This is a genomic window from Streptomyces sp. RK62, assembly GCF_018070255.1.
GTDB classification, from domain to species: domain Bacteria; phylum Actinomycetota; class Actinomycetes; order Streptomycetales; family Streptomycetaceae; genus Streptomyces; species Streptomyces nigra.
In genome coordinates this window covers 111,778-131,433 of the sequence record NZ_JAGPYD010000012.1, presented here as the reverse complement: position 1 = coordinate 131,433, position 19,656 = coordinate 111,778, and the positions used below count along the sequence as shown (strand labels likewise).

Here is a 19,656-nt window from a genome sequence, read left to right as displayed (position 1 = left end):
CGAGGCCTCGGGTGTGGATGCGCCCATGTGTTCCCCGCCTGCTCGATCCGCCGGCCGAATGCACTCCATGGGCCGAACACGGCCGTGAAGGTGGGCCCCGCGTACCCGCGAGGGCCCGCGGCTCACCCGGTGTCACCGATCCCCTACCGGCCGGAACCAGGACATGAAGGAGCGAAACGGACTCCCAGTGGACCACCGTCCGGCCGCGTTCCGGCGCTACGGCACGGGCGATCCGGCGGGATTCGCCGTACCGCTCCTATTCGGGGCCGCCGCCGGACCGGGCGTGTGCGGACCGGCGGAGCGCGTCGGGGAGATGCGACTCGATCCGGGCGAGCTGGGCGGCGAGTCCGCGCAGCCAGGTGTCGAGGTCGACCAGCGCCGGTGCGGGCCGCCCCGGCGGGGGTTCGGCCGGTGGCCGCGAGGGCCGGGACGGCGGGGGTTCGCCCGCGCACAGCGCGGCCAGCCGGTCGGTGGTCTCGGCGAGGGCGCTGGAGCGCGCCTGTTCCCGGTCGGCCGCGGACGGCGGCAGCGCGGCGACGGGCAGGTCGAAGCGGGGCAGCCACTGGGCGCCCAGGAAGACGTGGTGGGCCGTCATGAGGACGGCCTGCCAGTCGGCGCCGCCGCGCCCGCCGCCCCCGGGTTCGCTGCGGAACTGCGCGTACGCGGCCTCCGCGAGCCGCAGCCGGTGCAGGGCGGGCAGCGTCGGCGGGGGCGGCACCGACCCCGGCGGCACGGCGGCGAGCATGCCGACGGTGCCCTTGATCAACGGGCCGCACTCGCGCAGCAGCCCCGCCATCGTGCGGCGCACCTCCGCGCGGGCGCCCGCCGGCCAGGCGAACAGCCCGCACAGCAGTCCGATCGCGCTGCCGGTGACGACGTCCACGATCCGCACCTCTGCCAGCTGCCAGGACGCCGGAGTGATCTGGGCGAACGCCGACGACACCACCAGCGTGAACAGCCCCTGCGCCCAGGCGATGCCCAGCAGCGGCCCGACCGAGAACGCGACCAGCATGGCCGGGGCGAGCACGGCGGCGTAGGCGTCGGTGTGGCGGCCGAGTCCGATGAGCAGGGCGCCGGCGGCGACGGCGCCCAGCAGATTGCCGAGGACGGCCCGGCGGATGGCCGCCCAGGTCTCGCCGACGGTGGTCCGGCTCAGGGTGAGCACCGTCAGCAGCACCCAGAAGCCGTGCGCCAGGTCGAGCGACCCGGCCACCAGGCGGGCCGCGGCCAGCGCCACCGCGATGCGCAGCGCGTTGTGGAACTGCACGGACCGGGGTGTCAGGTTCCCGATGATCCGGCGCCACCAGAGCAGCGGGATGCCGCTGTACGCGTACCAGAACAGCACCGGCGGCTCGATGGGTTCCCTGCGCCGCCCGTCGAGGCCGACGCGCACGGAGATCTCCAGGGTGCGCACCGACTCGGCGATGGACAGCAGCAGCGCCTGCCGGCGCAGGACGTCCGCGGGCGGCACCTCGTCGGCCGGCCCGGCGGCCTGCCGCACCCGGATGCGCTGGAAGTCCTCGATGGCCGCGTCCATCCGGTGGGAGGGCGGCGCGGCACGGCCCGTGCGCAGCGCGGTGACGGTCTCGTCGAGGAGGGTCGTCACCTGCGGCAGGAGCGAGCGCAGGGCCCGGTCCGTGCCGTCGGCGCCCTGCCCCTCGGTGCGGGCGAGGGCGCGCAGTTCGCCCCGCTCGCTCAGATGGGCCAGTTGCTCCAGCAGCCGGCGGGTGGCGGTGCCCGCCTGGGCCATGCCGCGCATCGCGCGTCCGGGGCCCGCGGGGCGCTGCGCGGGCGCCACCCCGGACAGCCGCAGCCGCGCGCCGGCCTCACGCAGCTCCTGCGGGGTCAGGGCCAGGTCGCCGGTGATGGCCCCGCGGGCCGTGCGCAGCACCTCCGCCAGGGCGGCGCGATAGGTCGGATGGTCGGGTGGATCGGGCAGCACGAACAGCTCGCACAAGACCAGCGCCAGCACCCCGACGGTGAGCCCGGCCAGCCGCAGCCCCAGCGCGCCGGGGTCGTACGGCGGGAAGCAGGCGAGGATGTAGAAGAGCTGGAGCGCGGGCGCCGCCCCGGCCGGACGCGGGCCCGCGACGGCGGCGAAGGCCAGCAGGAAGCCCACGACGAGCATGCCGAGGACGGCCGCCCAGGTGTGCACGGCCAGCGCGGTGCCGAGCGCCACCAGGGCCAGGCCGACGGGCAGGGCCTTGAGCATGACCTCGGCGCGCTGCCGCCCCGACCCCGGGATCGTCGACAGCAGGCCCAGCGAGATCGGCGCGAAGAGCGCGTACAGCGCGAGGACGGGCTCGTCGAAGCCGTACAGGCAGGTGTAGAAGCCGGCGGACGCGGCGAGGGCCACCCGCACCGCCCGGCGCAGGATCGCGGTCCGCCTCGCCGTCGCCGTGCCGGTGACGGCGGATGCCGGTGGAGCCTCGGCGGCCTTGTGCATGGTCCTCCCGGACGGACGCCACGGCGACGCATCGCGGCACGGAACGGACGGTGCTTACGTTCTGATTCTTGCCGGGTACCGGCCTTCGGGCGAATTCCGGGCGGCGGCCGCGATCGGAGGGACGCCGGGTGGTACGGGGCATGGAGATGGCCACTCCCCCAGATCCGTCTCCCCCACCCCCGGGTCGCCCGAGCGGCGTGGACGCCGGTGTGCCGGGCTGGCTGCGGACGGCGGCCGCCTACGCGTGGCGGATCATCGCCGTCGCGGTCGTCGTACGGGCCGCCTTCTCGGTGCTCGGGCAGTTCCACCGGATCGCGGTCGCCGTCTTCCTCGGTCTGGTCCTCACCACCGTGCTGCGCCCCGTCACCGGGCTGCTCGCCCGCCGGATGCCCCGCCCACTGGCGGTGGCGGTGTCCCTCGTCGGCGCCCTCGCGCTCGTCATCGGGGCGCTGGTGCTGGTCGGCGAGACGGTGGCCGACCAGCGCAAGGGCCTGCAGAGCGAGTTCGAGAAGGGGATCGACCGGATCGAGGGCCAGTTGGAGGGGCCGCCGTTCCGGCTGCCCGCGGACACCTTCAGCGATGTCCAGTCACGGATCGGCCGGCTGCTGTCCGAGCACCGCTCCACGGTCATCAGCGAGGCGGTGAGCGGCGCGAGCCGGCTGGTGGAGGTCCTCACCGTGCTGGCGCTGGCGCTGTTCTGCGCCGTGTTCTTCACGCATTCGGGCGACCGGCAGTGGCAGTGGATCTGCGCCCAGCTCCCCGCCTCGGCGCAGCGGCCGGTCTCGGTGGCCGGCCGGGCCGCGTGGCGGACGTTCACCGGGTACACCCACGGCATCCTGCTGGTCGCGGGCACCAACGCCGTGCTCGTCGGGGTCGCCCTGCTGGCGCTGCGGGTGCCGCTCGCCGTGCCCCTGGCGCTGCTGGAGTTCGCGGCGGCCTTCATCCCGCTGATCGGCTCGCCCATCGCGCTGGCCGTCGCGGCGGTCGTGGCGCTGGCGGCGAAGGGGCCGATGACCGCGCTCATCGTGGTCGCCCTGATCGTCGTCATCGGGCAGATCGAGGGGCACGTCCTGCATCCCCTGGTGATGAGCTGGGCGGTCAGTCTGCACCCGGTGGTCGTGGCGCTCGCCGTCGTGGGCGGGGCGATCGCGGCCGGGTTCATCGGCGCGGTCGTGGCCGTGCCGTTCGTGGCCGTCCTCTGGTCGGTCCAGCAGGCGCTGCGCGGCATGAAGAACTAGCTACGCGCCGCCTCAGTGACGGCCTGGTGGACGGCGCGGGCGACGCGGGCTCCCCACAGTGAGCGCGGGCCGCCGAACGCGTGGGTCTCCTCGCCCGGGACCGGGCGGCGTACGGCGACGCACACGGCGTCCGTCGGGGTCCCCGAGCAGTCGAGGCCGGCGTCGACGAGTGCCTGCACCTTGGCCTCGGTCGCGGTCATGACCGTGTTCACGAGGGCCGCGTCGGTCAGGGGCACGGGGACGGCGACCACGATGTTCACGGTCCCGGGCCGGACGGCCGTCATGGCGGGCTCGGTCCAGGACGCCGCCCAGCCGCGTACGCCGAGCCCCGCGGTGGCGACCGCGGTCACGCCGCCGTCCTGCCCGCTGCCGTACGCCCGGACGTCCGCGGCCGTCATCAGCCCGACGCCCGGCCCGTGCGCGCCTACGTGCCGGGCCAGGTCCGCGAGGTGCCGGTCGGGGTCGGTGCGCCGGTAGCCGTGGGCGACCTGGGCGTTGAGGACCCAGGCGCGGTCGCCGATCCCGCCGCCCAGCACGGCGTTGCTGATCATCCGCCAGCCTGCCCCGGCCCGCCACAGCAGGGCGTTCAGCGTCTCGCCGTCCTCCGTGCGGGTCATCTGCTCCACCATCGGCGGCGCGGGTGCGGGGCGGGGCGGGGGGACGACGGCGGTCACCGGGGAACTCCTTGCGCGCGGCGGGACCGGCCGATCGTACGGGACCACTGGTGTGCCGTCAGCCGCGGGACTCCAGGTACTCCTTCACCCCGGGCGCGGTGTGCGCGTCCTCCTCGTTCACGACGGCGCCGACCGCCTTGGCATCCGGCTTGAGCACATACGTCTCGGTGCTGGCGGGCCGGGCCTTGTCGGAGAAGTTCTGCGCGGTGCCGAGGCCGACGTCGACGGCGGACTGCGCGCGGTGCGCCGCGACGACGTCCTCGCGGGCCAGACTGCCCTTCTCGCAGGCCTTCTTCAGATCGTCGCCCATGATCCGGGCGGCGTTGTAGCCGGACAGCACCCCGGCGTCGAGCAGGGAGCCCCGGTACTTCTTCTGGTAGGCGGCGACCATGTCGCGCACGCCGGGCAGCTCGGAGCTGACCGCGGGGGCCGCGCTGACCACGTGCAGCAGGGCGGCGAGGGCCGGCGCGGCCGGTGTCTTCATCAGCTGCGGGGCGTAGCCGGGGGCGCTGCTGACGACGGGCACCTTCAGGCCCCGGGAGGCGGCGACACCGACGAGCGAGGCGGTCTGGGCGGGCCCGGCGCTGATGAGGATCGCCTTGACGCCTTCCTTCCGCAGCGCCGAGACCTGGGCGGACAGGTCGGTGTCGGTCGCCTTGATCTTCTGTCCGGCAACCTTGAGGCCCGCCTTCTTCGCGGCCCACTGGGAGCCCTCGAGCGCGTTGGCGCCGTAGTCGCCCTCGAAGTAGACGTGCCCGATCGTGTCGCCCTTCGCTACCTTCTTCGTACGCGTGAGGTAGTCGACGGCGGCGATCATGTCGACGTCGTAGGTGGTGCCGAGGACCTGCACGGACTCCTTGCCGAGCAGGGAGGCGGCCCAGGCCTGCGGGAAGGTCAGCACCTTGTCGCGTTCGATGTCGTCGAGCAGGGCTGCCATCACGGGCGAGCCGATGACCTGGGGCAGGGCGACCACGTCGGAGGAGAGGTCGGCGTAGGCGGTGACGGCCTTCTGGACGTCGTAGCCGTGGTCCTTGACGACGATCTCCACCCGACGGTCGCAGATGCCGCCGTCGGCGTTGACCTCGTCGGCCCACATCTGCTGGGCCTGCACGATGCTCTTGCCGAGGGTGGCGTACGGACCGGTGAGGTCGGTGAGCGCGCCCAGCCGGATGGTCTTGTCGGTGACGCCGGGCCCGGTCTTGATGCCGCCGGCGCCCTCACCGCCGCTCTTGGCGGAGTCGGCCTTGGAGCTGCATCCGGTGCCGGCGAGCAGCAGGGCGGCGAGGCCCGCGGCCAGGAGCGTCCTGGTCCGTCGTGGGGCGGCGCGGTGCGGGGGCTTCACAGGGTCGTGCGTGGGCTTCACGGGGTCGGCTCCTTGGCTCGTACGGCGGACGCGGGGGACGGGGACGGTTCGGGGGCGCCTGTGGGCGGGGGCGCGGCGCGGGGACGGCGCAGCCGGGCGCGCAGCCGGCGGGTCAGGCCGTGCAGTCCGTCGGGGGCGAACAGCAGGATCAGCACGATCGCGGCGCCGTAGAGATAGCGGGCGGCCTCGGTGGGGCCGACCGTGCCGTCGGAGGTGCCCGGGGCGGCGACCAGCGGCAGCTGGTCGGCGTAACGGGTCATCAGCAGGGGCAGCGCCGTGACGAAGACGGCGCCGGCGGTGGCGCCCGCCACCGAGCCGAGGCCGCCGATGACGATCATGGCGAGGTAGTCGACGGACAGGACGAGGCCGAAGTAGTCGGGCACCACGCGGCGGAAGGACAGGGCGAGCAGCACCCCGGCGAGGCCCGCGTACATCGACGACACGACGAAGGCGGCGGAGCGGTACCGGGACACGTCGACGCCCATGACCGAGGCGGCGGTCTCGCTGTCGCGCAGCGCCACCAGGGCGCGTCCGGGGCGGCCGCGCAGCAGTCCCCGGGCGGTGAACCAGGTGAGCGCGAACAGGGCGAGCCCCAGGTACCACAGCCGTTCCTCGGCCCCGAACGGCACGCCCAGCAGGGTCAGTTCGGAGTCGGCGGAGAAGGAGAAGCCGCCGAGTTCCAGCGGGGGCACCGAGCGGCCGTTGAAGCCGCCGGTGACGGAGTCGGCGGTGAGCAGGACGTGGTGGCCGAGGAAGACGAGCGCGAGCGTGGCGACGCCCAGGTAGACGCCGCGCACCCGGCCGGCGACGGGGCTGAACAGCCCGCCCGCCGCCCCGGCGAGGAGGACCGCCAGCACGGCGGCCACGGAGGTCGGGAGCCCCGGGCCGGGCTCACCGGCCAGCCAGACGTAACCGTAGGCGCCGACGGCGAGGAAGAAGGCGTGCCCGAGGGAGAGTTGGCCGGCGGTGCCGGAGAGCAGGCCGAGGCCGACCGCGCCGACCGCAGCGGCCATCGAGAAGAGCCCGATGCGCAGCCAGAACGCGTCCAGGTAGAAGGGCAGGGCGCACAGGACGGCGACGACCGCGAGGGTCCGGCCGAGGCGCAGCGCGTGGGCGCGGGAGGGTCGCTCAGACACGGACGGCCGCCTTTCCGCCGAACAGCCCGGTGGGCCGCACCAGCAGGACGAGCACCATCACCGCGTAGGGGGCGACGTCGCCGAACCCCTCGCCGAGGACGTGCAGTTCGGACTGGTAGCCGGCGACGAGCGCCTCGGTCAGGCCGATCGTCAGACTGCCGGCGAGGGCGCCGGGCGGGGACGCCATGCCGCCGAGGATCGCGGCGGGGAAGGCTTTCAGGGCGATCTGCCCGGTCGTCCGTTCCAGGCCGGGGGCGGGGAACGCGGCGAGGAAGACGGCCGCGAGGGCCGCGAGCGCGCCGGCCAGGCACCAGGCGAGCATGCGGACCCGCACCAGCCGCACCCCCATGAGGGAGGCGGCCTCGACGTCCTCGGCGGCGGCGCGCAGCGACAGGCCCCAGGAGGTGTACCGGAACAGGGCGAAGACCCCGGCGATGACGAGGGCGGAGACGACGATGGCGGCGATCCGGCTGTCGGCCACGGTGACCGGCCCCAGCGCGCTGACGTCGTCGCCCCAGGGGTCGCCGAGGGCGAGGAGGTCGCCGCCGATGCGCCGGGACAGGTCGGTGAGGATGACGATGTCGACGCCGATGGTGACGATGGTCTGCACATGGGCGGCGTGCGGGTCCGCTCCCCCGCCGGCCTGGAGGAGGAAGCGGTCCATGGCGCCGGCCACGGCGGCGGTCACCAGGACGGACACGGCGAGGGCGCCGGCGAAGCCGAGGTCGTCGTGGAGCACGGCGGTGAGATAGCCGCCGAGCAGCAGCAGCGAGCCGTGCGCGAAGTTCATGACACCGGACGCCTTGAAGATGATGACGAAGCCGAGGGCGACGAGGGCGTAGACGGCGCCCAGGGCGAGGCCGTTGAACAGGGTGTCCAGGAAGGTGGTCATGCGGCGTCCTCCTCGTCGGCGCCGGTGCCGAGGTAGGCGCGCAGCACCTCGGGGTCGCCGCGGACCTCGTCGGGGGTGCCGTGGGCGATGACCCGGCCGAAGTCGAGGACGGTGACCTCGTCGGCGAGCCGCATCACCAGGCCCATGTCGTGTTCCACCAGCACCACGGAGAGGCCGAGTTCGGCGCGCACGGTGTGCACGACCTCGACGGCGCGGGCGCGTTCGGCCGCGTTCATGCCGGCGACCGGCTCGTCCAGCAGCAGGACGCTCGGCTCCAGGCACAGGGCGCGGGCGAACTCGACGCGTTTGCGGTCGCCGTAGGAGAGCAGGGCGACGGGGCTGTCGAAGTGCTCCGCGAGACCGGTGAGTTCGGCGATCTCCCGGGCCCGCGCGAGGTGGTCGCGCTGTTCGCGGCGGGCGTGCGGCAGGCGCAGCGCGCTGGCCGCGAAGCCGGCCCGGGACAGGGCGTGCCGGCCGAGCATCAGGTTGTCGGCGACGGTGCCCTGGGTGGTGACGATGTTCTGGAAGGTGCGGGCCACGCCGAGGGCGGCGATGCGGTGCGGGGCGAGCCGGGTCAGGTCGGCGTCACCGAGGCGCACGGTGCCGGACGCGGGGCGGCACAGTCCCGACAGGACGTTGAAGCAGGTGGACTTGCCCGCCCCGTTGGGGCCGATGAGCGCGTGGACGGTGCCGGGGGCGACGGTGAAGGACACCGTGTCCAGGGCGGTGAGACCGGCGAAGCGGACGGTCACGTCCGTCACGGCCAGTTCGGGTGGTGCGGTGGTGCGGACGGTCACGCGGCTCCCTGCCCCTCGGTGTCGTTCGTGCCGGGGGCGGTGGCGCCCCCGGTCGTCTTCGCGGGCTCCGGTGTCTCGCCCAGGTACAGCCGGCGTACGGCGTCGGTGCGGGCGAGTTCGTCGGCGGGCCCGGAAAGGCGGACCTCGCCGACCTCCAGGACATGGGCGGTGTCGGCGAGGGACAGCGCCATGCCCGCGTTCTGCTCGACCAGCAGGACGGCGGTGCCCTGGGCGTTGATCTCGCGGACGACCTCGGCGATCCGGTACACCATCTGCGGGGCGAGGCCCAGGGAGGGCTCGTCCAGCAGGAGCAGCCGCGGGGCGGCCATCAGGGCGCGGCCAATGGCGAGCATCTGCTGTTCGCCTCCGGAGAGCAGTCCCGCGGCCTGCCGGGTGCGTTCGGCCAGCCGCGGGAAGAGGGCGAAGACCCGGTCCCGGGCCTCGTCGACCTGCGCGGGGCGCCGCCGGCCCAGGCCGAGGCCGCCGGTGCGCAGGTTCTCGTCGACGGTCAGTCCGGCGAAGACGCGGCGGCCCTCGGGGACCTGGACGACTCCGGCGCGTACGGCGGCGACCGGGTCGCGTCCGTCGAGTTCCGTGGTCCCGTAGTGGATGCGGCCCGCCGTGACGGCACCCCGGTGCAGGCGCAGGGTGCCGGACACCGCGCGCAGCAGAGTCGTCTTGCCCGCGCCGTTGGCGCCGAGCAGCGCGACGACCGAGCCGTTCGGGACGGTCAGGGACACGGAACGAAGGGCGGACACGGCCCGGCCGTAGGTCACGTCGAGCGCTTCGACGCGCAGGGCGGGCTCCGCGTCCGGTGGTGCTTCGGGCATCACGTCTCCTCGGATCCGTGCCGTCGGGCACGGGTGCTTCGGGGGGAAGGGCAGCCCACGACAGCACGCCCGCGACCGGCGGGTACAGGTGTCCGCGCGAGGTCGCTGCGTGGTCCCAACGGGGGTGGGCCGGGGTTGTGCGGGTGCCCAGGTGCGCCGGGTGCGCCGGCCGTGCGGCACCGGGCCGGGCCCGTCCTACAGGCTCCTGAGGATCTCCGCCCTGCGGTCCCGGTACTCCTGCTCGGTGATCGCCCCGGACGCGCGCAGCTCGTCCAGCGTGCCCAGGCGGGCGGTGATGTGGCGGGCGGACACCGGCGGCGGCGCGGCGAGGCGTCGGCCCAGCAGATCCGCGAGGGCCGCCCCCTGGTCGCGGGGCACCTGGCGGATCTCGGTCCTGCCGCCCGCCGAGACGACGGCGAGCGTGCCCGTCAGCAGGCCGCCCGTCCACTGGACGGAGCTGATCCGGTCGTAGGGGACGTCCTCGACCGTGCGCGTGAGCACGCCGTGGCCGTAGAGGACCAGGCGACGGTCGGTCAGGGCGACGACGCCGGTGCCGCGGCCGTACGTGCCCGTGGCGAGCATCTCGACGGTCTCGCCGTCGTCCAGCACCTCGGGCAGGCGCCGTATCGCGTGCCGCACGCCGAGGTTCGCGACGCGCAGGGCCGCCGCGTTGACCCGGGTGCGCACGGCCGCGTGCGGCCAGGCCCGGGGCACGGGCGGGAGGAGCCCGCGCCGGCGTTCCCTGTCAGCCATGGCGCCTCCAGCGGACCGGCCCCCCCGGCCTCCTCACCCGAGTGCACCATCAGGGGCGCGGCCGCGCATCTTCGTCCGCCGGGCGCCCGCCGGGGCGGCCGGTCAGCCGCGCAGCAGGCGCCGGGCCGTCAGGGCGAGGCTGATCTCGACGACGTCGGCCGGGCGGGCCAGGGAGCGGCCGGTGAGCTGCTCGCAGCGGCGCAGCCGGTTCAGGACGGTGTTGCGGTGGCAGTACAGCCGTTCCCCGGCGCGCTGGGCGGAGCCGTCGCAGTCGAACCAGGCGGTCAGGGTGTCCAGCATGACGTCCCGGTCGGCCGGGTCCAGGCGCAGCAGCGGGCCGAGCACCTGCTCGGTGAGGGTGGCGCCCAGCTCCGGACAGGAGACCACGAGTGCCTCGGGGAGGTGCTCGGTGAGCCGGATCGTGCCGCCGTCGGGCGCGCAGATGCCGAGCGCCAGATCGGCCAGCCGGCGGGCGTCGCCCACCGCGGCCAGGCCGGTCACCGCGCCGCCGACGCCGATCCGCCGGCCGGGCACGCCGTCGGCGGACAGGCCCAGTGCCTCGACGGGGTCGCGGCCGTCGTCCGCGTCCCCGTCGTCGCCGACCAGGACGATGCCGTGGTCCACTTCCCCTCCTGAGTGCCAGTACACGCTCGCATCGGGTGGTACGGCGGTGGCGCGGACGCCCGTCGGCAGCTGGGGCCGGCCGCCCGCGACCGCGACGACGACATAGCGGCCCTGTTCCGGCAGGCGCAGCCCCTCGGCGGTCTCCGGCAGGTCGGCGATCCGGCTGGTGCCGTCCAGGAGGGCGGCCGCGAGGAGCCGTACCCGGTTCTCGCGCCGCCAGGCGAGCTGCCGCTCGGTGTGCCGGTACGCCTCGGCGACGATGCCGCAGTGCTCGTCCACGAAGTCCCAGACGTCGGTGGCGACGTGCACCAGGAGCCGGACGTCCTCGGGCGCGGAGCGGGAGGTCTCCTCGACCAGCCGCTGCCAGACCAGGGAGCCGCCCAGCCGGAACGCGTGCAGCAGGGCGTCCAGGGGCAGCCCCTGCTCGGCCCGGTTGACGCCGATCCGCCAGGTGCAGCGGTGCGCGGCGTCGCGGGTGCCGCGCGGGTCGAGCAGGGAGGTCACGCTGTGCCGCAGCGAGCGGTGGGCCTCCTCCCAGGTGGCGCCGTGGTCGTGGGCCAGCGCGGCGCGGTACGCGGGTTCCTGCTCGCCCAGGGCGGCCAGCAGCCGGTCGGTGAGTTCCGGGAGGTCGTCGAGCAGCACACGGGCCGCCCGGTGCAGGACGCGCAGCGCGTCGGCGTCGATCAGTGACCGCAGGCGCGGTGTGCGCTGCCGCGGGACGGGCACCGGCCCGGTGCGGATCGTGGCGCGTGTGCGTACGGCAGGATGCATCGCGGTCCTCCCCCAGCCTCGGCTTCCCGGCAGGGCTCCGGCGCCGGGCCGGCTCAGCGGTGTCCGGCGGGGTGCGCTGCCCATGCGGCGGTCGCCACCCGAATCGTCCTGCACCGAAGGATGGCATACCGTCCGGTCGGTCCCTAGGGGTGTGCAGGGGCATTCTTCGGCCGGCGCGGGTCTCGGGGTGGTTCACCGGTCCTCCTGGCCGACCATGAGCGCCAGTTCGATACGGGAGCGCACGCCGAGGGCGGCGAAGACGTTGCGCAGGTGGTAGTCGACCGTGCGGGTGCTCACGGCGAGACGCTGGGCCACCTCCCGGTTGGTGGCGCCCTCGGCCACATACCGGGCGATACGCAGTTGCTGCGGGGTGAGCCGGGCCAGGCCGGCGGCCCGTTCGGTCCTGGACGCGGCGCCGTTGGCGCGCAGCTCGGCGCCGGTCTGCTCGGCCCAGGCTGCCGCGCCGCAGCGTTCGAAGCCGACCAGGGCGGCGCCGAGGCGGGCGCGGGCCTCGCGCAGACGCCGGCGCCGGCGCAGCCAGCGGCCGTACAGCAGCTCGGTACGGGCGCGCTCGAAGTCGCCGCCGGCCTCGTCGTGCAGGGCGAGCGCCCGCAGATAGAGGGCGTCGGCCCGGTCTCCGGGGGCGAGCAGGGCCCGGCAGCGGGCGAGCTGCGCCGGGGCGTGCGGGTCGGCGCCGAAATCCGCCCACAGCGCGAGGTCGCCGACGAGCGGCCGCGCGTCCTCGGGGTGCCCGGCGAGCACGGCGGCCTCGACGAAGCAGGGCACGGCGAGCATCCACACGGCGAAGTGCCCGCGCCGGGGGCCGGGTCCGACGAGCGGTCCGAGCCGGTCGGCGGCGTCCAGGGGGCGGCCCCGGGCCAGGTCGGCGCGGGCCACGGCCCATTCGGCGAGGGTCGCCGCCTGCGCCAGGCCGTGCCGGCGGGCGATGGTCAGGGCGGTCGCCGCGTAGCCCTCGACCGCGCCGGTGTCGCCCTCGATGGAGGCGGCCAGGGCCAGCATGGCGTGATGGCTGGCCGTGGTGTTGCGGTGCCCGGCCGCCGCCGCGGCCCGGACGCCCTCCTCGGCATGGGCGCGGGCCTGCGCGTGCCGTCCGGCGCGCAGTTCCCCGTAGGCGAGGTACTCGAGGGCCCGCGCCTCCGAGGCGACGCAGCCCGTGTTGCGGGCGGCGGCCAGGGCGCGGGCGCCGGCGGCGCGGGCCTCCCGGAGGTCCCCGAGCAGCAGGGCCGCGGCCGCCGCCCGCAGCAGCCGTTCGGGCCGGTCCTCGGTGCGGGCCCGGTCCAGCACCCGCCGCAGCGGCCCTACGGCGAGCTCGGGCCGCCGGGCCAGCAGCGCGCGCATGCCGTCGCGGTGGTCCCGGAGGAAGGCGTCACCCGTCCGCCCTGGTCCGGCGGGGGCCTCGCCGTCGAGGACGCTCAGACAGGCCGCGATGTCGCCCGCCGCCCAGGCGGCCTCCGCGGCGGACATCCGGGCGGCCTCGGCCAGTTCGGGCGTGTCGGCGGCGAGCAGGGACGCGGCCAGCAGCAGGCTCTCCCGGGCGTCGTCCACCGGCCCGTCGAGCAACTGCCGTCGGCCGCGCGTGAGTTCGAGGCGCCCCCGGTCGACCACGACCCGGGGAGCGGTCCGCGCGCTGCTCCTGTCTGCGGTCATTCCCGTGACGTTACGGGCGCGTAACGCGAGGCGGAAGGCCCGCGTCCGTGCCGGGGGGCCCGAATCCCGGGCCTCACCTGCGCGTTGGCGGTGGACGGCGGGCGACGGGTCTGTGCCGGCGCCCAGCCGTCGGCGCCGGGGACCGTGCCCCGGCACAACGCGGGGGCGGTGGACGCCGTACGCGCGTCCACCGCCCAAGTGCCGTGCGGTGTCAGGAGGTGTGGGGGCAGTTGCCCCGGTACTCCTCGATGGTCAGGCTCGGTTGCGGCAGCGGGCACAGGAACTGCTCGTAGCGGGTGTCGTTGTCGATGAACCGCTTGAGCCAGGAGATGCTGTACTTCGCGATCGTCGTGTTCGACGAGTTGGGCGTGAAGTGGGTCGCCCCGTTCAGCTCCAGGTACGCCCGGTCGAGGCGCGAGGACAGGCCGTTGTAGAACGGCTCGGCGTGCGTGGCGACCGGGGCGACGGTGTCGCCGTCGGCGCCGAAGATCAGGGTCGGCGTGGTGAGTTCCGGCCAGCTCTTGTCGGTGTTCCACGGGGTCAGCGGGATCGCCGCCTGGAGCGACGGACGGGTCTTGGCGGCCTCCAGGCTGCCACCGCCGCCCATGGAGTGCCCCATGACGCCGAGGCGGCTCGCGTCGACCCGTCCGCGCACCGAACTGCGCTCGGTCAGATAGTCCAGCGCGGCCAGCAGCTGGCGGCCCCGCGAGTCGGGCTGGTCGACCGTGGTGAGGGTGTCGATGGTGAACACCACGAAGCCCTGTGAGGCGAGCCGTGGTCCGAGCCAGGCGATCGACGACTCGTAGGCGGTGAAGCCCGGGGAGACGGCCACGGCGCCGAAGGTGCCGTCGCTGGTCGAGGTCGGGTAGTAGATGGTGCCGCCGCCGAAACCGGTGACCGCGAGCGAGGAGACGGACGTCTGCGACACGGCGTACGGGCCGCGCGCCGCCTCGATGCTGGACGTGGTGGGGGCCGGTCCGCGCTCGTAGGGGTTGTCGGCGGCGTGGGCGCCCGGCCCGCCGAGGGTGCCGAGTCCGACGAGCGCGGCGAGGGCCGCGGCGGCGCCGGCCAGGCGTCCGGTCCGGCGCCGCGCGGACGCGGGGGCCTGCGGACGTGTGGTGCTGTGGGGGTGGTGCACGGGTCGTCCTCTCTGTCGTGGCGGGCGGGAGGCACCACGGGCACACGGGACAAGGGGAGTCGGCCGTGTGCCCGCGGTGGGACCCGCCGTGGGCTGGCCGTGCCACTGTCGGGGACCGTGCGGCCCGCGCGGACCGGCAATGTCACCGGTCTTGTGGCGGGCGGTGCGCTGGCCCGGTCGTAGGGCATTCCGCTGCGCGGCGGCCCGGATGCGGCCAAGCTGGGGCGTGCAGGACCCGACCGCAGGAGCAGGGAGCCGCCCCATGTCACTCGCCCGTGTCCACAACTTCTCCGTCTCGCTCGACGGCTTCGCCACCGGCGAGGGACTCAGCCGCGAGGCGCCGTTCGGGCATGCCGGGGAACGGCTGCACCAGTGGATGTTCGCCACCCGCTGGTGGCACGAGCGGAGCGGCGACGCGGGCGGGACCAGCGGCGCCGACGACGTCTTCGTCCGCCGGTTCGAGCCCGGGATCGGCGCCGAGATCATGGGCGCCGGCAAGTACGGCTATCCCGGCTGGCACGAGGACCCGGAGTGGAAGGGCTGGTGGGGGCCCAATCCGCCGTTCCACACCCCGACCTTCGTCCTCACCCGGCACACCCGGCCGCCGCTCGCCATGGAGGGCGGCACCACCTTCCACTTCCTCGACGCCTCACCGGCCGACGCGCTGAAGACGGCACGGGAGGCCGCGGGCGGGAAGGACGTACGGATCGGCGGCGGCGCCACCGTGATCCGGGAGTTCCTCGCCGCCCGGCTCATCGACCATCTGCACGTGGTGGTCGTACCGGTCGTGCTGGGCCGGGGCGTCCGCCTCTGGGACGGGCTGGAGGGGCTGGAGCGGGACTACGCCGTCGACACGGTCACCACGTCGAGCGGTGTCACGCATCTGACGTTCGAGCGCACGGCCCGCTGACGCGGCATCGCACACCCTCCCCTCCTGGCACTCGCGTTCCCGCCGGTCACGGCCCAGGCCGCCGCGGTGGAAGCGCCGCGTGTGCGGGGGCCCCGCCGGGGCATCCGCATGTCCGGGAGGTTCACATGAACACGAGTGCGATGGCGTCGACCGGACGGCTCGGACGGCTGCGCAGCGGGCGGGCCGCACGGGGTTCGGTCACGCGGGGGGCGGCACGGGCGGGGCTCGCCGCACGAGGTGTGATCTATCTGCTGGTCGGCGCGCTGGCCGTGCAGGTCGCGTTCGGCGACACGGGCCGGCAGGCCGACCGCGGCGGCGCCCTGGCCGAACTGTCGCAGCGGCCCTTCGGCGCCGTGCTGCTGTGGGCGCTGGGCATCGGGCTGGTCGGGATGGCGCTGTGGCGGCTGAGCGAGGCCGTGTTCGGCGCGCCCGGCGAGGACGGGCGCAGCGCGCGCAAGCGGCTGATGGCGGCGGCCCGCTGCGGCTTCTACGTCTTCGTCGCCTACTCCGTGCTGTACTTCGCCGCCACCCGGCACCAGAGCTCCGGCGGGTCCAGCGACCAGCAGTCCCGGGACGCGACCGCCCGGGCGCTTGAGCTGCCCGGCGGCCAGTGGCTGGTCGGCGCGGCCGGGATCGGTGTCGTGGCCGCGGGCGTCTGGATCGGCGTCCGTGCGGTCCGGCGCAAGTATCACGACAAGCTCCAGCTGGGCCGGATGAGCCGGCGCACCCGTCAGCTGGTGGACGTCACCGGCGTGGGCGGCGGCGCGGCGCGCGGCCTGGTGTTCGCCGCGGCCGGGGTCTTCGCGGTCCGTGCGGCCGTCGCCTATGAACCGGACCGCGCGAAGGGCCTGGACGACACGCTGCGCAGCCTCGCCGAGACGCCGCTGGGGCCGTGGCTGCTGGTCTGCGTGGCGGTGGGTCTGGTGCTGTTCGGGCTGTTCTCGTTCGCACTGGCCCGCTGGCGTCGTGTGTGAGCCGCGCGGCGCGGGAAACACGGGGCGAATGAGCGAATTCGAGATTCCGCAAGGCGACGGCCGGCCCGTGGACGTGTACCTGGACCTCCTGCGCGTTCGGATGGACACGGAGGACTACCGCCTCCTGCGACGCCTGGTGGAGCCCGTGCTCCAGGCGATCCAGGAGGAGCGCCTGTCCAGCCTCGACCTCGCGCTCGACTCCGGGGCCGACGACCTGCCCCAAGAGGTCCGTGAGGAGGCCGCCCTCGTGATCGCCACCGCGGTCACCGGCCGCATGGACAACGAGGTGGTCGAGATCGACGTCGACGAGACCGGTCCCGTTCGCATCGTCACCGACGCCACCACCGCCTCCGACCCGGAACGCCTCGGCGAGATCGCCGACTACATCAGGGAACGGCACAGGGAGACGGAGGAGCTGCGCGGCATCGCCGAGGTCAGCGGGCTCTCCACCGACTTCTGACCCCGGTCTGCCGAGGGGTGCCCTGAAGGACCGGCTGGACCGGCTTCACGGGCACCCTTTCGGCATGTCCTCCGGCGGGACGCGGCGGCGCGCGGAGGCGGCCAGCCGGTCGGCGAACGCGGAGACCAGGTCGCGCAGCGCGTCGGGGCGCTCCACGACGAACGGCCGGTCGAGTGCGGCGAGCACGGGAGGCAGCCAGTCCAGCCGTTCCGCCCACAGCTCTACGCGCAGCCAGCGCTCGTCCTCCCCTCCCCCGCCCGCCGGAGGCTCCTCCAGGCTCGCGACGGAGGCGGGCAGGTGGGCCCGGACGTGTGCGGCGGTCGCGTGGATCCGCAGGGTCACCTCGTGCCGGTACGCCGCCGTGGCGAACCCGGACACCACGCGCTCCGCCGGAGAGGTCCCCTCGGGCGGGGTGAACGAGCCCGGCAGGGTCCGCACGTCCGCGATGCGGTCGAGCCGCAGGGTCCGGTCCTCGTCGATCCCGGCGTCCCTGCCGGTGACGTACCAGCGGCCCGCGTGCGCGACGATCCCGTACGCGTGCAGGGTGCGGTGGCTGCGCCGCCCGTCGCGGCCGGTGTAGCGGAGCGCGACGGGACGGCGGTGGCGCACCGCGTCGGCGAGGGTGAGCAGGACACCGGAGTCGGGGGCGTCCGGTTGCCCGGGGTCGTCCGTGAAGGCGAGGGATTCGAGGAGGGCGTCGAGCCGGCGGGCCAGGTGCCGGGGCAGTACGCGCCGGATCTTCGCCGACGCCGTCTCGGTGGCCGTGCGCTGGGATGTCGTCAGCCCCGCCCGGCGGCCGGCGACCAGGCCGAGCAGCACGGCCAGCGCCTCGTCGTCGCCGAGCATGAGCGGGGGGAGCCGGTGTCCGGGGCCGAGCCGGTAGCCGCCGTAGCGGCCGCGCACCGATTCCACGGGGATGTCGAGGTCGATCAGCTGGTCCACGTACCGCCGCACGGTGCGCCCCTCGACGCCGAGCCGGTCGGCCAGTTCGGCCACCGTCCGGGTGCCGCCCGACTGCAGCAGCTCCAGCAGGGTCAGGACGCGGGCGGTGGGTCGGGACATACGTCCCAACCTAGCGGCAATAGAGGACCGATTATGTCCGCTATTTCACCTAGCCTCGCCGGTGAACGCCTTAAGCACCACGTCTTCCGCACAACGTCTTCCGCACCGCCGAGGAGAGTCCCATGGAGTTCGTCTCCGTCCGCATGATCACCGCCGATGTGCCGCGCCTCGTCGCGTTCTACGAGCGCGCCCTGGGCATGCCCGCGACCTGGGCCACCGAGGAGTTCGCCGAACTCAGGACCCCGGGCGCGGCCCTCGCGATCGCGGGCACCGGCACCGTCCCGCTGTTCGCCCCGGACTCCGCCCGCCCGGCCGCCAACCAGAGCGTCATCGTCGAGTTCCTCGTCGACGACGTCGACCGTGTGCACCAGGACCTGACCGGCTTCGTCAGCGATGTCGTCGCCGGGCCCACCACGATGCCCTGGGGCAACCGGTCCCTGTTGTTCCGCGACCCGGACGGCACCCTGGTCAACTTCTTCACGCCCGTGACTCCGGCCGCCCTCCAGAAGTACGGACGCTGACCCCGCGCCCCGCAGATTGCTTTTCGGCCACGGAGCGGCGCCGCGAAGATCGTCTCCCTCTATCCTTCCGCTCGGCCACCGACGGTGGCCGAGCGACAGACGGGGGACGACATGACATACCGGCGCGCGGCGATACCGGCCCTGGTCGGGGGCGTACTCATCACCTTGCTGCTGTGGTGGGCCGGGGCGAGCGCCCACGCGCTCCAGTTGCAGGGCGCCACCCGGGCCCTCGGCATCGAGTCCGTCCAGGAGCTGCGCCGCTGGCTCGCCCCCTGGGCCTACGACCAGTCGGTGCTGATCGCGCCCGGTGACGGCGCCGGGGTGAGCGGGACCCCTGACTACTCCGATCTGCGGCGCACCGGGATGCAGATCCGGTTCGTGGCGCTCTTCCTCTTCTACGTCGGGGGCGCGCTGCTCCTGCTGCGCCGGATGCCGCCCTCGCACGGGCGGACGCCCGGCACGCTGCTCGCGCTGTGGGCGTGGGGGCCGGTGGCCGGGACACTGGCGGCCGGCGTCTCCACCCCGTGGCTGATCGCCTCGGGCGGGCAGGGCAGTTACCGGTTCCTGCCGCAGCTGGCCGCGGGGATCGAGTCCAGCGGGCCGGTGGCCGTGCTCGTGGCACTACTGGTCGCCGGGCTCACGGTCCTGGTCGGGCGCGCGGTCGCCAAGGACGCGGGGACGCCGCCCCGATCGGCGGTGCCGGTGCGCGCCGCACGGCTGGGGGCCACGCTGGGCACCGCCTGGATCGCCGTGTCGCTGCTGATCCTGTCGTACGACGGGGTCGCGGCCCGCATCCACACCGCGTTCAGCGGCACGGGACGGCTCTCCGAGCCCGGCGACCTGCTGCGCCAGTGGCTGATCCTGGGCGGCTGGACGGCCCCGGCGGGCAAGGCGTTCGACGACTGGCTGCTCTACCGCCTGGTCGACGTACTGGTGCTGGTGGCGGTGTGGTGGGCGCTGCGGCTGCTGCCGGGCCTGCTGACCCGGGTCACGCTTCCGGCGATGGCGGTGGGCGGGGTCTGTGCGACGGTGCTGGCGCTGCTGACCGGCCAGATCCTGCGCATCCCGCTGGACGACACGCTCGGCGTCTGGGGCCCGACCCACTTCCTGTCCGGCCTCGGCCAGCATGTTCCGGCCGCGCTCACCTTCGGCGCGACGGCGGGCACGCTGGCCTACGTGATCCTGCGGCTGGCGGGTGGGCGTACGGCGGAAGCCCCGCAGCCGGTCGCAGCGGTGTGACCGGCCCTCAGGCCCCTCCCCCGGACGCCGCCCGGTCCGCGTCGCCGCCCTGGCCGAGCCGCCGGCCTCGGCCAGCATGTCCCGGCCGCCCTCACCTTCGGCGCGACGGCGGGCACGCTGGCGTACGTGATCCTGCGGCTGGCCGGCGAGCGTACGGCCG

The 19,656-nt window shown here is 74.9% G+C and carries 18 protein-coding genes; 6 read left to right on the top strand and 12 right to left on the bottom strand.

Annotation, left to right across the window (positions count from 1 at the left end):
- Positions 1 to 256 precede the first annotated feature (256 nt).
- Positions 257 to 2,446, bottom strand: a complete 2,190-nt coding sequence (locus KBY32_RS23705; protein WP_210981528.1) for an FUSC family protein — start codon at positions 2,444 to 2,446, stop codon at positions 257 to 259.
- 146 nt (positions 2,447 to 2,592) lie between these two features.
- On the opposite strand from KBY32_RS23705, the gene KBY32_RS23700 reads away from it, so the two are divergent.
- Entirely contained in the window at positions 2,593 to 3,684 is a 1,092-nt protein-coding gene (locus tag KBY32_RS23700) for an AI-2E family transporter (RefSeq protein WP_210981527.1), read from the top strand.
- Here the strand turns inward: KBY32_RS23700 and KBY32_RS23695 are convergent.
- From KBY32_RS23695 to KBY32_RS23650, 10 genes are all read right to left on the bottom strand, one after another.
- Positions 3,681 to 4,358, bottom strand: coding sequence for an adenosylcobinamide amidohydrolase (locus KBY32_RS23695; RefSeq protein WP_308293781.1), 678 nt, complete (start codon positions 4,356 to 4,358; stop codon positions 3,681 to 3,683). The genes KBY32_RS23700 and KBY32_RS23695 overlap by 4 nt on opposite strands.
- A gap of 58 nt (positions 4,359 to 4,416) precedes the next feature.
- The gene (locus KBY32_RS23690) at positions 4,417 to 5,721 is read right to left on the bottom strand and encodes an ABC transporter substrate-binding protein (protein ID WP_370592140.1); all 1,305 of its coding nucleotides are present in this window, start codon (positions 5,719 to 5,721) and stop codon (positions 4,417 to 4,419) included.
- Complete coding sequence (locus tag KBY32_RS23685; protein WP_374224986.1) at positions 5,718 to 6,857, bottom strand: branched-chain amino acid ABC transporter permease; 1,140 nt, start codon at positions 6,855 to 6,857, stop codon at positions 5,718 to 5,720. The genes KBY32_RS23690 and KBY32_RS23685 overlap by 4 nt, the downstream gene beginning before the upstream one ends.
- Positions 6,850 to 7,749, bottom strand: coding sequence for a branched-chain amino acid ABC transporter permease (locus tag KBY32_RS23680; RefSeq protein ID WP_055623096.1), 900 nt, complete (start codon positions 7,747 to 7,749; stop codon positions 6,850 to 6,852). The genes KBY32_RS23685 and KBY32_RS23680 overlap by 8 nt, the downstream gene beginning before the upstream one ends.
- On the bottom strand, positions 7,746 to 8,546 hold the full coding sequence (locus KBY32_RS23675) for an ABC transporter ATP-binding protein (protein ID WP_055623095.1): 801 nt from the start codon (positions 8,544 to 8,546) through the stop codon (positions 7,746 to 7,748). The genes KBY32_RS23680 and KBY32_RS23675 overlap by 4 nt, the downstream gene beginning before the upstream one ends.
- Positions 8,543 to 9,376, bottom strand: coding sequence for an ABC transporter ATP-binding protein (locus KBY32_RS23670; RefSeq protein WP_115505366.1), 834 nt, complete (start codon positions 9,374 to 9,376; stop codon positions 8,543 to 8,545). The genes KBY32_RS23675 and KBY32_RS23670 overlap by 4 nt, the downstream gene beginning before the upstream one ends.
- A gap of 195 nt (positions 9,377 to 9,571) precedes the next feature.
- A complete protein-coding gene (locus tag KBY32_RS23665) occupies positions 9,572 to 10,129 on the bottom strand; it encodes an SHOCT domain-containing protein (protein WP_210981660.1) in 558 nt (185 codons plus the stop codon).
- 102 nt (positions 10,130 to 10,231) lie between these two features.
- Positions 10,232 to 11,524, bottom strand: a complete 1,293-nt coding sequence (locus tag KBY32_RS23660; RefSeq protein WP_210981526.1) for a helix-turn-helix domain-containing protein — start codon at positions 11,522 to 11,524, stop codon at positions 10,232 to 10,234.
- A 192-nt stretch (positions 11,525 to 11,716) separates the two neighbouring features.
- On the bottom strand, positions 11,717 to 13,192 hold the full coding sequence (locus KBY32_RS23655; RefSeq protein WP_210981525.1) for a helix-turn-helix transcriptional regulator: 1,476 nt from the start codon (positions 13,190 to 13,192) through the stop codon (positions 11,717 to 11,719).
- 211 nt (positions 13,193 to 13,403) lie between these two features.
- Entirely contained in the window at positions 13,404 to 14,330 is a 927-nt protein-coding gene (locus KBY32_RS23650; protein ID WP_210981524.1) for a dienelactone hydrolase family protein, read from the bottom strand.
- Positions 14,331 to 14,592: 262 nt separating this feature from the next.
- Between KBY32_RS23650 and KBY32_RS23645 the strand changes: the two genes are divergently transcribed.
- The 3 genes from KBY32_RS23645 to KBY32_RS23635 all read left to right on the top strand — a co-directional run bounded on the left by KBY32_RS23645 (position 14,593) and on the right by KBY32_RS23635 (position 16,674).
- Positions 14,593 to 15,240 carry a dihydrofolate reductase family protein gene (locus tag KBY32_RS23645; RefSeq protein ID WP_210981523.1) on the top strand — a complete coding sequence of 216 codons (648 nt, stop codon included), beginning with the start codon at positions 14,593 to 14,595 and terminating at the stop codon, positions 15,238 to 15,240.
- A 125-nt stretch (positions 15,241 to 15,365) separates the two neighbouring features.
- Positions 15,366 to 16,214 carry a DUF1206 domain-containing protein gene (locus KBY32_RS23640; RefSeq protein ID WP_055623088.1) on the top strand — a complete coding sequence of 283 codons (849 nt, stop codon included), beginning with the start codon at positions 15,366 to 15,368 and terminating at the stop codon, positions 16,212 to 16,214.
- Positions 16,215 to 16,242: 28 nt separating this feature from the next.
- Positions 16,243 to 16,674 carry a hypothetical protein gene (locus tag KBY32_RS23635; protein WP_055623087.1) on the top strand — a complete coding sequence of 144 codons (432 nt, stop codon included), beginning with the start codon at positions 16,243 to 16,245 and terminating at the stop codon, positions 16,672 to 16,674.
- A gap of 45 nt (positions 16,675 to 16,719) precedes the next feature.
- Here the strand turns inward: KBY32_RS23635 and KBY32_RS23630 are convergent, their stop codons facing one another.
- Complete coding sequence (locus KBY32_RS23630; RefSeq protein ID WP_210981522.1) at positions 16,720 to 17,736, bottom strand: YafY family protein; 1,017 nt, start codon at positions 17,734 to 17,736, stop codon at positions 16,720 to 16,722.
- Between the two features lie 122 nt (positions 17,737 to 17,858).
- Between KBY32_RS23630 and KBY32_RS23625 the strand changes: the two genes are divergently transcribed.
- Positions 17,859 to 18,257, top strand: coding sequence for a VOC family protein (locus KBY32_RS23625; RefSeq protein WP_210981521.1), 399 nt, complete (start codon positions 17,859 to 17,861; stop codon positions 18,255 to 18,257).
- Positions 18,258 to 18,368: 111 nt separating this feature from the next.
- Positions 18,369 to 19,496, top strand: a complete 1,128-nt coding sequence (locus tag KBY32_RS23620; RefSeq protein ID WP_210981520.1) for a hypothetical protein — start codon at positions 18,369 to 18,371, stop codon at positions 19,494 to 19,496.
- The last annotated feature ends 160 nt before the right edge of the window (positions 19,497 to 19,656 follow it).